Raw genomic sequence first — 11,704 nt, forward strand, 5'->3', positions numbered from 1 at the left:
ATGCCCGAGGGTGGGGCGTCCATATCGAAGAGCGCGCCGGAGGGGCCGGCGCAGGGGGAACCGGACACCGCGCGGGAGGCCGCGGCCGGGGCGGAGCGGCCCGACCGCACGGCGCAGCGCCGCACCGGGCTCCTGGTCACCTTCCTCCTGGGAAGCCTGACCGCCGTGCCCCCGCTGGCGATGGACATGTACCTCCCGTCCCTGCCGGAGGTCACCCGCTCCCTGCACGCGCCGGCCGCCACCGTCCAGCTCACGCTCACCGCCTGCCTGGCCGGCATGGCGCTCGGGCAGCTCGTGGTCGGGCCGATGAGCGACCGGTGGGGCCGCCGCCGCCCGCTGCTCGCCGGGCTCGCCGTCTTCGTCGTCGCCACCGTGCTGTGCGCGCTCGCGCCCACCGTCGAGCTGCTGGTGGCCCTCCGGCTGGCCCAGGGCCTGGCCGGCGCCGCCGCCATCGTCATCGCCCGGGCCGTCGTCCGCGACCTCTACGACGGCATGGCCATGGCCCGCTTCTTCTCCACCCTCATGCTGATCTCCGGGGTCGCCCCGATCGTGGCGCCGCTGATCGGCGGGCAGATCCTGCGCGTCACGGACTGGCGGGGCGTGTTCGCGGTCCTCACCGTCATCGGCGTGCTGATCGGCGTGCTGGTCTGGACGCGGCTGCCCGAGACCCTGGCGCCCGCCGAGCGGCACGGCGGCGGGGTCGGTGAGGCCCTGCGCTCGATGCGCGGCCTGCTCGCCGACCGCTCCTTCACCGGCTACATGCTCACCGGCGGCTTCGCGTTCGCCGCCCTCTTCGCCTACATCTCGGCCTCGCCCTTCGTCATCCAGGAGATCTACGGCGCCTCCCCGCAGACGTTCAGCCTGCTGTTCGGCGTCAACTCCGTCGGGCTGGTCGTCGTCGGCCAGATCAACGGCAGGATCCTCGTCGGCCGGGTCAGTCTCGACCGGGTCCTGGGCATCGGCCTGGCGATCGTCATCACCGCCGCGACCGCGCTGCTGCTGATGTCCCTGGGCGTCTTCGGCGAGGTCGGTCTGGTGCCGGTCGCCGCCGCGCTGTTCGTGCTCATGTCCGCGATGGGCATCGCCCTGCCCAACACGCAGGCCCTCGCCCTGATGCGCACCAAGCACGCGGCTGGCTCCGCCTCCGCCCTGCTCGGCACCACGTCCTTCCTCATCGGCGCGGTCGCCTCCCCGCTGGTCGGCGTCGCCGGGGAGGACACCGCCCTCCCGATGGCCGTCGTCCAACTGGCCGCCGCACTGGTGGCACTGGGCTGCTTCATGGGAATGTGCCGACCCTGGAAGAAGGAGAGCGGCCGCGCGAGCGTGGAGGAGGCAGTCAGCTGAGCGCACCCAGACTGCGCGACGGCACGCCGGAACGGGCCGGGCTCGACCCGGCGGAGCTGCGTCAGCTCGTCCGGGAGGTCCATGTCCTCACCACCGGGCAGCGCCCCTGGGCGCCCGGCGCCGTCCTGGTCGTCGGACGCGGCCCGGTGATCGCCGTCGAGGAGGCGGTGGGCTGGGCCGTGCGTTACGCGGCCTACGACCCCGAGACCGACACCGGGGTGGAGCTGCCGCCGCAGGACCGCGTCCCGATGACCGTCGAGACGCCGTTCGACCTGGCGTCCCTGACGAAACTGTTCACGTCCGTGGCCGCCGTGCAGCAGATCGAGCGCGGCACGCTCGGCATCGACGCGCGGGCCGGGGCGTACCTGCCCGACTTCACCGCCGCCGCCCGGCACGGCATCACCGTGCGGCAGCTGCTCACCCACACCTCCGGGCTGCGGCCCGAACTCCCGCTGTACGACTGCGCCGACGACGCGGCGCGGCTTGCGGCGCTCCAGGCGGAGGCGCCGGTCGGGGTGCCGGGCACGTACTGTTACTCCGACCTGAACATGCTGCTCCTCCAGCATGTCCTGGAGCGCGTCACCGGGCGCACGCTCGACGTCCTCGTCCACGACGGCATCACCCGGCCGCTGGGCATGACGTCGACGGACTTCGGGCCGTGCCCGGGCGCGGCGGCGACGGAGGACCAGCGCCGCCCGTGGGCCAAGGTGGACCGGGGGATGCTGCGGGGCGAGGTGCACGACGAGAACGCCTGGGCGCTCGGGGGAGTGGCCGGGCACGCGGGCCTGTTCTCCACCGGCCGGGACCTCGCGGTGTTCTGCCGCACCCTCCTCGCCGGCGGCTCCCACGGACCCGCCCGTATCCTCGGCCCCGACTTCGTCGAGCTCCTCTTCACCCCACCGGGCCTCGGCTTCTCCCTCGACCAGCCGTGGTTCATGGGCGACCTGGCGGGTCGCGGCGCGGCGGGCCACACCGGCTTCACCGGCACGTCCCTCGTCCTCGACCCGGCCACGGACACCTTCCTCGTCCTCCTCACCAACGCGGTCCACCCCCGCCGCCGCCACCCCGACAACGCCCCGAGAGCAGCCGCGGCCTCCCGCCTGGCCCGAGCCGTCCGGTGACGCTGCCGGGAGCTGTCGCCCCCCGGGCGCCTCGTAGAATCGCCGGGTGAACGACCCCGCATCCCCGGCCGAGAACCTCCGGGCCGCTCTTGCCGGTCTGCTTGACGGGCTGCCGCCTCGGCAGGCCTCGCGGGCCGTGGAGCGGCTGATCGCCAGCTATCGGGGGGACACCCCCACCGACGCGCCCATCCTGCGGGACCGGGCCGATGTCGTCGCGTACGCCGCCTACCGGATGCCCGCGACCTTCGAGGCCGTGCGCGGCGCGCTGGAGGCGTTCGCGGACGCCGCCCCGGAGTGGGTGCCCGGCGGGCACACCGACCTCGGCGGGGGCACCGGCGCCGCGGCCTGGGCCGTGAGCGCCGTCTGGGGCGGACGGCGGCCCGTCACCGTGCTCGACTGGGCCGAGCCCGCGCTCGCCCTGGGGCGCGAGATCGCCGCGGCCGACCCCGGGCTGAGGGACGTCCGCTGGCAGCGCGCCCGCATCACCGGGGCACTCACCCTGGAGAGCACGGACCTCGTCACCGTCTCCTACGTCCTCAACGAGCTGACCGCCGCCGACCGCACCGCCCTCGTCGACGCCGCCGCGGCCGCGGCCCAGGCCGTCGTGATCGTCGAACCCGGCACCCCTGACGGCTACAGCCGCCTCATCGAGGCCCGGGACCGGCTGATCGAAGCCGGCTTCCGGATCGCCGCCCCCTGCCCGCACAGCGCCGCCTGCCCGATCGTCCCCGGCACCGACTGGTGCCACTTCTCCGCCCGGGTCAGCCGCTCCTCCCTGCACCGTCAGGTCAAGGGCGGCTCCCTCGCCTACGAGGACGAGAAGTTCGCCTACGTCGCCGCCGCCCGCTTCCCCGTCGATCCGGCCGCCAACCGGGTCGTCCGGCGCCCCCAGATCCGCAAGGGCCAGGTCCTGCTCGACCTGTGCGAGAGTGAACCGTCCCTGCGCCGCACCACCGTCACCAAGCGCCACGGCGACCTGTACAAGGCCGCCCGGGACGCCGACTGGGGAGACCCCTGGCCACCCTCCTGAGCTTCTGTCAGGTACGCATAAGATCAACCCGCGCCCTCGGGCGTGCACCACGCGTACCACTGAAAACGGGAGGAACCTGTGAAGAAACTGCTGATCGCTCCGCTGGCGGTGGCGGCCCTGGCCCTGACCGGCCTCGTGCCGAGCGCCAACGGCACGGCGACGACCGGGAACGACGACCTCACCACCGTCGCGGCGACGGCGAAGTGCAAGAGCCTCACGGCCCTGTCGACCGTTCACGTCCGCAAGTCGGCCACCACCAAGTCCACCAGCCTGCGCCTCTGGTACAAGGGCACCAAGGGCTGTGACATCAAGGGCGTCGACGGCGGCTCGTACAAGAACACCTGCGGCATAGCCAGCTACCACTACTGGCGCAAGGTCAACTACCGCGGCACCGTGGGCTACGTGCCCAACGTGTGCGTGAAGTACTCCTGACCCGCCCAGCGGACCAACGCGTCCTCCGCCGACGCCCGGTCGGCGGGGGACAGGTCCGCGAGGCCGACCCCGTGGTTCCCGCCCGGCACCCACAGCACACGTGAGTCCCGGCCCCCGGGCCGGAAGTGCTCGGCGACGGCGGGGTCCTGGGTGCCGTTGACGAACAGCAGCCCACTGCCCCGGCGGCGGACCCAGCGGTCGATGTCGGGCATGGCCTCCGGGTCGAAGCGCAGCGGGACGTCCCGGGGCACGAAACTGCGCGGCTCGGCGGCGCCGGGGTGGCGGAGCAGGTCGGCGAGGTGGGCGGTGGGGAAGCCCACGTACCCCAACTGCGTGCCGATCTGGTACCAGTACGGGATGTAGTTCCGGGCGGTCGTGTCGGCGTACAGCGCCAGCCCCGCCGTGTCGTCCAGCCAGGCGTACAACTCCTCGGGCGTGGCCTCCGGGCCGGGGATCGCGGCGACGTCGGCCGGTGTGCCGCGCTGCCAGAACATGAACGGCACGCGCAGGACGGCGATTTCGAGGGCCTTGTCGGCGCTGCCCACGAGCCGGAAGGTGTCGCCGGTGGCGGCCGCCCAGGCCCCGTAGCGGGCGACCAGGCCGGCCCGGCGCAGCAGGATCGCCCGCTGGACCGCTTCCAGGGCCTTCCGGGCGGCGGGGGTGCCGACCGTCCGAAGGAAACGCAAGTACGCCGAGTCGTCGCGGTCGTCGACGTTGTTCGGCGCCGAGTAGACCACCGTGCCCGCCACGTCCCGCGGATGGAACCGGCGGTGGTAGACGCTCGCCATGCCGCCCTTGCTGCCGCCGGTGGAGATCCACGCGCCGGGGTAGAGCCGCCGGAAGAGCCGTACGACGCGGTGGTGGTCGTCGGCCGCCTGCCGGACGGTGAGGTGCGCGTAGCCGGAGCCCGCCGGGCGCGAGGTCCCGAAGTAGCGGTGCTCGACCTGGAGTTGATTGGCGCCGAGCAGGACCGCCGGTTCGCTCCGCCGGGGGGTGAGGACCGCGTGGTAGCCGGTGCTGAACAGCACGGTGGGGCGGTCGGCGGCGCTGTGCAGCAGGGTGAGGCGCTGCTCGAAGGTACCGGCGGCGGGATCGGTGTGGTCGACCGGCTGGCGCAGGCCCAACACGAAGTGCCGGTAGCCCGGTTCGGCGTCGTGCCGCTCCTCGATCAGGCGCAGCCCGGGCAGCGCGCGCAGGGCGTCCGCCACATCGGCGGCACCGGGACGGCCCGTCGCCGCCGCCCGCGCCGCCCGCGCGGGCGGCGCGGGCGTGACGGCGAGACCGGCCGCCGGCAGGGCCGTGGCCGCCGAGCTGAGCAGCCGTCGTCTGGTCCATGCGCTCATGAGCCGAGCCTCCCGGGTGTCCGTGGGGCGGATGTCCGCCGGTCGCGGGCCGCGACCGCCTCAGTACATCCGTCCCACCGCCCGGGAGGATCCCGCGCGCGGGGGTGGGCCCTCCCTCGCACGGGGGAGTCTCACGACGTCTCGCCCGCCGTGCCCTCCTCCCGTACGTCCTGCTGCCGCCGGCTCTCCTGGAGCTTGCGCAGCAGTTCGCGCTTCTGGGCCTGGGGGTCGAGGCCGCCGCCGATCCGGCCGCCCCGGCCGCCGCCGCGCAACTCCCTGCGGCCGAGGTTCTTACGCGATCCGCCGACGCCCAGCATGTTTCCGGCTCCGCCTCGGGTCATCTCGGGCTCCTTCCGTGGTCACTCGCTACCGCTTATCGCAACGAGACGGTTCGTCTCGTGCTTGTCGCTCCACTGTCCGCGAGACGTTCCGTCTTGTCAACCTGATAAATTCGGCCCATGGCCGTCCAGAAATCCACCCAGCCCGCCCCCGCCAAGCCCGCCCCCGACTCCACCCGGCGCAGCGAGAAGTCCCGCCGAGCCATCTACGACGCTGCCCTCGCGCTCGTCGTCGAGGTGGGCTACCCCAAGACCACCATCGAGGGCATCGCCGCCCGCGCCGGTGTCGGCAAGCAGACGATCTACCGGTGGTGGTCGTCCAAGGCGGACGTCCTGATGGAGGCGTTCCTCGACCTGGCCGAGCAGTCCGTGGAGGAGGCGGGGTCGGTGCCGTACGCCTTCCCGGACACCGGCGACCTCGCCGCCGACATCAAGGCCGTCCTGCGCGCCACCGTCGACGAACTGCGCGACCCGAGGTTCGAGGCGCCCTCGCGGGCGCTGGCCGCCGAAGGCGTCGTCAACGAGCAGCTCGGGCGCGAGCTCGTCGCCAAGCTGATGCAGCCCTCACTCGACCTCTACATCGACCGGCTGCGCGCCGCGCAGGCCGCCGGACAGGTGCGCCCCGAGATCGACCCGCGCATCGCCCTGGAGTTCTTCATCTCCCCGCTCGCCCAGCGCTGGCTCCAGCACACCGGCCCCATCTCCCACGAGTACACCGACACCCTCGTCGACTACGCCCTTCACGGCCTCGCCCCGCGCTGAGCGGCCCGGGCCAGCCGCCCCGGCGCGTCCGTGATCACGCCGCCGCAGCCCAGCGCCAGCACCCGGTCCCGCTGCGCGTCCGTCAGCACGGTGTGCGCCCACACCCGCGCGATCCCCGAGTTCACCGCCCGCACCAGATCCGCGTCGTGCGCCCGGTGGTCCACGTCCAGCAGGTCCACGAACGACCGCCAGCGCTCCGGGCGGTCGGTGCGCAGCTGCTCCGCCGAGCGCCACAACTGCGTCAGCAGCCCGAGGCGGTGGACGCGCCGGGCCACCTCCGGGTCGTTGGTGTTCACGAACACCGAGCGGGTCAGGCCGCGGGCCCGGATCAGCTCGGCCAGCCGGTCCAGGCTCCGCGGGTCCTTGGCTTCCAGCATCAGCACGATCCGCCCGCCGAAACGATCCAGCACCTCGGCGACCGTCGGCGGCCGCTCCGAGCGCCAGCTCCCCGGGAGCCGGTCCTTCGGGCGCAGCCGTACGCCCTGCCACTCCCGGGCGTCCAGGCCCGCCACCGCGCCGCCGAGGTAGGTGGTGCGGTTCAGGGTCTCGTCGTGGAACACCACCGGCGTGCCGTCGCGCAGCAGCCGGGTGTCGAAGTCCAGCACCTGCGCCGTCCCCCGCTCATAGGCGGTCGTCAGCCCCGCCATGCTGTTCTCGGGGACCTCGCGGGCGCCGCCGCGGTGCGCCACGTACGTGATCCTCGGCAGGGCCGCCACCGTCAGCGGGCCCGCGCCCCACTCCAGCGGCGCCGGGGAGCGGCCGCCGGGGCCCGTGAGGGTCAGCGAGACCACGGAAGCCATGGAGGCCAGACCCGTCAGCGCGATCCTTGTGACCATGGCGACCACGGTAGGACGCCATGTCATGTCAAAGCGGGCAATGACACCCGATCATGCCGACAGCGGGGATCGCCGTTTCTCCTCCCATCGGGCGCCCCCTGTACGTTGCGTCCCTCCTGTCCTGGATGTGGGCACTGGCCCCCCGGTGCGCGCAAAGATGGGACGATGAGGCATGCTGGTGCGCACGACGGCGAGGCGAGGGGATAGATGAGCGCGGAGTTCGGCGGCCGGAGCGGCCTGCAGGGCAGACTCACCCAGTGGCTGCGCGCCGGGCGCCGGCCCAAGGAGACCGCCGGGGACGGCGGCCGTGAGGCCCTGCTGCTCGCCGCCGCCGACGCGGGACTGCCGCTGGCGCCCGCGGCCCACCCGGCGGCCGGGTACCGCTGCTCCTGCGACCGGGTCGGCTGTCCCACCCCCGCCCGGCACCCGGTGTCCTTCGCCTGGCAGACGCAGTCGACCACCGACCACGCCCAGATCGAGCGCTGGGCCCGCCATCAGCCGCAGGCCAACTTCATCACCGCGACCGGCATGGTGCACGACGTCCTCGACGTGCCCCTCGACGCCGGTCGCGACGCGTTGGAGCGGCTGCTCGCCGCCGGTGTCGAGGTCGGACCGGTCGCCGAGAGTGACGACGGGCGCCTGCTGTTCTTCACCCTCACCCGCGGTACGCCCGAGGACGAGGACGAGTGGTGGCCGTGCGAACTGGACTGTCACCCCGAGACGGCGGACGAGCACCCCGGGCTGCGCTGGCACTGCCGGGGCTCCTACGTCCTCGTGCCGCCGGCGATGCTGCCCGGTGAGGGCCAGGCCGTGCGGTGGGTGCGGGGGCCGGAGCACGCGCTGCCGGATCCGCTGAGCCTGCTGGAGGTGCTCACGGAGGTGTGCGGACGGTATGTCGACGAGGGCGGCGCCGACGATCACGCCGCGGGGGCGGGCTGGCCGCTGCGGCACTGATGCCGGCAGGCGGTCTCCGGGTTACGAGCCTTCCGCCGAGGTCATGCCCTGGATCCGCCCCAGGATCGTCACCTTGCCCGGGCCCTTGGGGTCCAGCGCCACCTCGTTGGAGACGAACTCCATCGTGAGGGACTGCTTGATCTCGCCCTTCGTCAGGGCGAGGACGTCCTTGTTCGGGGTGGGCACGGACGTACCCGCGTAGGCGGTCTGCTTCTCGTAGTGGCGCGTGGTGAAGAACACCAGCGCCCCGCCGTCGGTCGTGCGCAGCGCCAGCGGAGCGTAGTCGCCGTTCGTCAGCGGCTCGTCGATGTACTGGGTGACCATGCCCGGCCTTTTGCCGTTCTTCTCGCGCAGGGCACGCCACTGGCTGGTGTGAGCGCCGTCCGCGAATGTCTCGCCGCCGCTCTTCAGATACGTCGCGTACGAGCTGCTCAGGTCGCCGGGGTCGGTGGCCAGGTCGGTCGACTTGACCGGGACAGACTCGGCCCAACCGTCGGCGTCCTTCTTGAACCGCGGGACCTTGCCCGGGGCGACGAGCGTCAGGTACGCCACCTGGAACGGGTCGTCCAGGCTGCTGCGGGTGAACACCAGGAGCCAGCGGGCGGTGCCGCCCTTGTTGCCGGCGGCGTCCACGACGAACCAGCGGGGCCAGCCGGCCTTCTTGGGGATGGTGAACTTCGCGTCCGTCAGCGTCAGCGGGGTGTGGCTGGGGTTGCCGTCCGGGTTGTTGGCCCGGCCGGCCTTCAGACGGGCCGAGTCGATGTCGGCGAGGGCGCCGGTGGTGTGATCGGCGTCCAGGCTGCCGTCGTAGGCCTTGTCGGCCGCGTTGTACGCGGCCGTGAACTCCTGCAGGGCCTTGGCGGCTTCGGCGCGGGTCGTGGACGGGAGGATCTCCCGTTCGCCGTGCACGACGACGCATCCACTGGCCGCCAGCGACAAAGCGGTCGCCGAGGCCGCTATGAGGGCGCTCCGGGCGGGCCTGCGGAGCGTTCGAGGGTCGCGATCCCTGCTCATCGGGTACCTTCACCTTCCCCTTTCCGGAGGCGAACCCTACCGGGTGCCTCCGGCGGTTGGGCGGGGGTGGGGTGGGGGTGCGCGTTCTCATCGGCTGACGCGCTGGGTGGGGCGCGCCCCGTGCCTGACGCCGGTGGTGGGTCGGGGCCGCGCCGGGGGGTGTCCGTCCTCGGAACGGCGCGATGGGGTTGCGTACCGACTCACTGTCCGTTGACGCGCCAACCGCTGCGGGCGGACACCCCCCGACACGACCCCTTACGTCCGACGGCGGCTGCGGGCGCGCTTCGCTGCGCGTCGTCCGCAGCGGCCCCGGCTGCGCCTGGCGGCGGGCGCGCGCAGCCGCCCAGCTGCGGGCATGCGTGCCGCTAAGGGCGGCACGGGTGGGCGCAGCGGCACCCCGCTCCGCCGGGCTGCGGACTCACCCGGTCTCAGTGTCAGCGGCGGTGCGTTGTTACGCCTTGTCGCGTACGGGGGTTGGGGTCGCGGTCCTGGTCGGGGCCAGGAACAGGGCCAGGGTGGGGATCAAGTACAGGAGCCAGACCGCTACTTGGAGGGTCGTGGGGTCGGGCTGGAAGTTGAGGACGCCCTTGAGGAGGGTGCCGTACCAGCTGTCCGGGGGGATCGTGTCGGAGATGTCGAACGCCTTCGCCGTCAGGCCCGGCAGGAAGTCGGCCTCCTGGAGGTCGTGGACGCCGTACGCGAGGACACCCGCCGCCACGACCACCAGCATGCCGCCGGTCCACGTGAAGAACTTCGCCAGATTGATGCGCAGCGCGCCGCGGTAGAACAGCCAGCCCAGCAGGACCGCCGTGAGGAGGCCCAGGGCCACGCCGAGCAGCGGGCGGGGCGTGCCGTCGCTCGCCGCGTGGACCGACGCCCAGACGAACAGGGCCGTCTCCAGCCCCTCCCGGCCCACCGCGAGGAACGCCGTCGCGACCAGCGCCCCGGTGCCCATCGCGAGGGCCGCGTCGAGCCGGCCGTGCAGTTCCGACTTGAGGTGGCGGGCCGTACGGCGCATCCAGAACACCATCCACGTCACCAGGCCGACCGCGAGGATGGAGAGAGATCCGCCCAGCGCCTCCTGCGCCTGGAACGTCAGTTCCTGCGAGCCGAATTCGAGGGCGCAGCCGAAGCCGAACGCGAGGGCGACGGCGACGGCGATCCCGGCCCAGATCGGCTTCAGGGCGTCCCTGCGGCCCGTCTTGACCAGGTAGGCGATGAGGATGCAGACGACGAGGCTCGCCTCCAGGCCCTCGCGCAGACCGATCAGGTAGTTGGAGAACACCGGCTCAGGCCTCCTTCGAGAACAGCGTCCGGCCCCACCAGTCGTCCTTGTCGCGGACGCCCGGCGGCACGGCGAACAGCGCCGAACCCACGTGCTGGATGTACTCGTTGAGCGCGTCCGCGGCCAGGCTGCGCTGGATGGGGATGAAACCCTCGCGCACGTCACGCTGGTAGGCCAGGAAGAACAGGCCCGCGTCCAGGCGGCCGAGGCCGTCCGTGCCGTCGGTGAAGGAGTAGCCGCGGCGCAGGATCGTCGCCCCGTGGTTGGTGTCGGGGTGCGCCAGCCGCACATGCGCGTCGGGCTTCATCGCCTTCAGGAACGGCTCGTCGCGCTCCTTGGCCTTGCCGACCGGGGCGCCCTCGCCCTTGTCACGGCCGAAGATGTCCTCCTGCTCCTGCAGCGAGGTGCGGTCCCAGGTCTCGATGTGCATGCGGATGCGGCGGGCCACCAGGTAGCTGCCGCCCACCATCCAGGGCGGGCCGTCCGTGCCGTCCACCCAGACGAACTTCTTCAGGCGGTCCGTCTCGGTGCCCGCGATGTTGCGGGTGCCGTCCTTGAAGCCCATCAGGTTGCGCGGGGTCTGGGCCTCGGGCGTGGTGGAGGAGGTCTTGCCGAAGCCGAGCTGCGACCACTTGACGACGACCTTGCCGAAGCCGATGCGGGCCAGGTTGCGGACGGCGTGGACCGCGACCTGGGGGTCGTCGGCGCAGGCCTGGACGCACAGGTCGCCGCCGCTGCGGTTCTTGTCGAGGTTGTCGCCCGCGAACCTCGGCAGGTCGACCAGGGCCTCCGGGCGGCGGTCCGCGAGGCCGAACTTCCCGAACAGGGACGGGCCGAAGCCGATCGTGAGGGTCAGGCGGGAGGGCTTCAGGCCGAGCGCCTCGCCGGTGTCGTCCGGGGGCGCCTCGGCCAGGCCGCCGAACGCGCCCTCGCCGACCGCGTGTCCGGCCGTCATGCGCCGGGCCGCCGCCGTCCAGTCCTTCAGCAGCTGGACGAAGGCCTCGCGGTCGTCGGTCGTCACGTCGAACGCGGCGAAGTGCAGACGGTCCTGGACCGGGGTGGCGATGCCCGCCTGGTGGGGGCCGTGGAAGGCGATCGCCGAGCCGGCCGCCGGTGCGGTGTCGTCCCCGGTGCGGGCCATCGCCACCGCTCCGCCTGTCGCGGCCGCGCCGAGCGCCAGGCCCGCGCCGCCCCAGCCGAGCAGGGAACGGCGGCTGGGGGAGGGGGAGTTGGTGTCCGTCATGG

Annotated in this window: 12 protein-coding genes; 6 read left to right on the forward strand and 6 right to left on the reverse strand. The window is 73.1% G+C overall.

The window, feature by feature from the left end; genetic code table 11:
• From ACFZDE_RS09195 to ACFZDE_RS09210, 4 genes are all read left to right on the forward strand, one after another.
• Entirely contained in the window at window positions 1-1,344 is a 1,344-nt protein-coding gene (locus ACFZDE_RS09195; RefSeq protein ID WP_391198754.1) for a Bcr/CflA family efflux MFS transporter, read from the forward strand.
• A complete protein-coding gene (locus ACFZDE_RS09200; RefSeq protein WP_390997667.1) occupies window positions 1,287-2,465 on the forward strand; it encodes a serine hydrolase in 1,179 nt (392 codons plus the stop codon). The genes ACFZDE_RS09195 and ACFZDE_RS09200 overlap by 58 nt, the downstream gene beginning before the upstream one ends.
• A 46-nt stretch (window positions 2,466-2,511) precedes the next feature.
• On the forward strand, window positions 2,512-3,495 hold the full coding sequence (locus tag ACFZDE_RS09205) for a small ribosomal subunit Rsm22 family protein (RefSeq protein ID WP_391198757.1): 984 nt from the start codon (window positions 2,512-2,514) through the stop codon (window positions 3,493-3,495).
• A gap of 78 nt (window positions 3,496-3,573) precedes the next feature.
• On the forward strand, window positions 3,574-3,927 hold the full coding sequence (locus ACFZDE_RS09210; protein WP_390997671.1) for a hypothetical protein: 354 nt from the start codon (window positions 3,574-3,576) through the stop codon (window positions 3,925-3,927).
• Here the strand turns inward: ACFZDE_RS09210 and ACFZDE_RS09215 are convergent.
• Both ACFZDE_RS09215 and ACFZDE_RS09220 read right to left on the reverse strand, forming a co-directional pair.
• Window positions 3,894-5,270: a S28 family serine protease gene (locus tag ACFZDE_RS09215; protein WP_391198759.1), complete on the reverse strand. Its 1,377-nt coding sequence runs from the start codon at window positions 5,268-5,270 to the stop codon at window positions 3,894-3,896. The two genes, ACFZDE_RS09210 and ACFZDE_RS09215, sit on opposite strands and share 34 nt — an antisense overlap.
• Window positions 5,271-5,401: 131 nt before the next feature.
• Window positions 5,402-5,611 (reverse strand): DUF6243 family protein, encoded by a 210-nt coding sequence (locus tag ACFZDE_RS09220; protein ID WP_390997677.1) that lies wholly within the window; start codon window positions 5,609-5,611, stop codon window positions 5,402-5,404.
• 117 nt (window positions 5,612-5,728) lie between these two features.
• Here ACFZDE_RS09220 and ACFZDE_RS09225 point away from each other — a divergent pair, with 117 nt between their 5' ends.
• The gene (locus tag ACFZDE_RS09225) at window positions 5,729-6,370 is read left to right on the forward strand and encodes a TetR/AcrR family transcriptional regulator C-terminal ligand-binding domain-containing protein (RefSeq protein ID WP_391198762.1); all 642 of its coding nucleotides are present in this window, start codon (window positions 5,729-5,731) and stop codon (window positions 6,368-6,370) included.
• Here the strand turns inward: ACFZDE_RS09225 and ACFZDE_RS09230 are convergent.
• Entirely contained in the window at window positions 6,349-7,206 is an 858-nt protein-coding gene (locus ACFZDE_RS09230; RefSeq protein WP_391198764.1) for a glycerophosphodiester phosphodiesterase family protein, read from the reverse strand. The two genes, ACFZDE_RS09225 and ACFZDE_RS09230, sit on opposite strands and share 22 nt — an antisense overlap.
• Before the next feature lie 207 nt (window positions 7,207-7,413).
• On the opposite strand from ACFZDE_RS09230, the gene ACFZDE_RS09235 reads away from it, so the two are divergent.
• The gene (locus tag ACFZDE_RS09235; RefSeq protein WP_390997684.1) at window positions 7,414-8,160 is read left to right on the forward strand and encodes a bifunctional DNA primase/polymerase; all 747 of its coding nucleotides are present in this window, start codon (window positions 7,414-7,416) and stop codon (window positions 8,158-8,160) included.
• Window positions 8,161-8,181: 21 nt separating this feature from the next.
• Here ACFZDE_RS09235 and ACFZDE_RS09240 read toward each other — a convergent pair whose 3' ends face one another.
• The 3 genes from ACFZDE_RS09240 to efeB all read right to left on the reverse strand — a co-directional run bounded on the left by ACFZDE_RS09240 (window position 8,182) and on the right by efeB (window position 11,702).
• A complete protein-coding gene (locus ACFZDE_RS09240) occupies window positions 8,182-9,174 on the reverse strand; it encodes a hypothetical protein (RefSeq protein ID WP_391198767.1) in 993 nt (330 codons plus the stop codon).
• Window positions 9,175-9,625: 451 nt separating this feature from the next.
• Entirely contained in the window at window positions 9,626-10,459 is an 834-nt protein-coding gene (gene efeU / locus ACFZDE_RS09245; RefSeq protein ID WP_391198770.1) for an iron uptake transporter permease EfeU, read from the reverse strand.
• 4 nt (window positions 10,460-10,463) lie between these two features.
• Window positions 10,464-11,702 (reverse strand): iron uptake transporter deferrochelatase/peroxidase subunit, encoded by a 1,239-nt coding sequence (efeB, locus tag ACFZDE_RS09250; RefSeq protein ID WP_391198773.1) that lies wholly within the window; start codon window positions 11,700-11,702, stop codon window positions 10,464-10,466.
• Window positions 11,703-11,704: the final 2 nt, after the last annotated feature.

The organism is Streptomyces sp. NPDC007929, assembly GCF_042959065.1.
GTDB lineage: Bacteria > Actinomycetota > Actinomycetes > Streptomycetales > Streptomycetaceae > Streptomyces.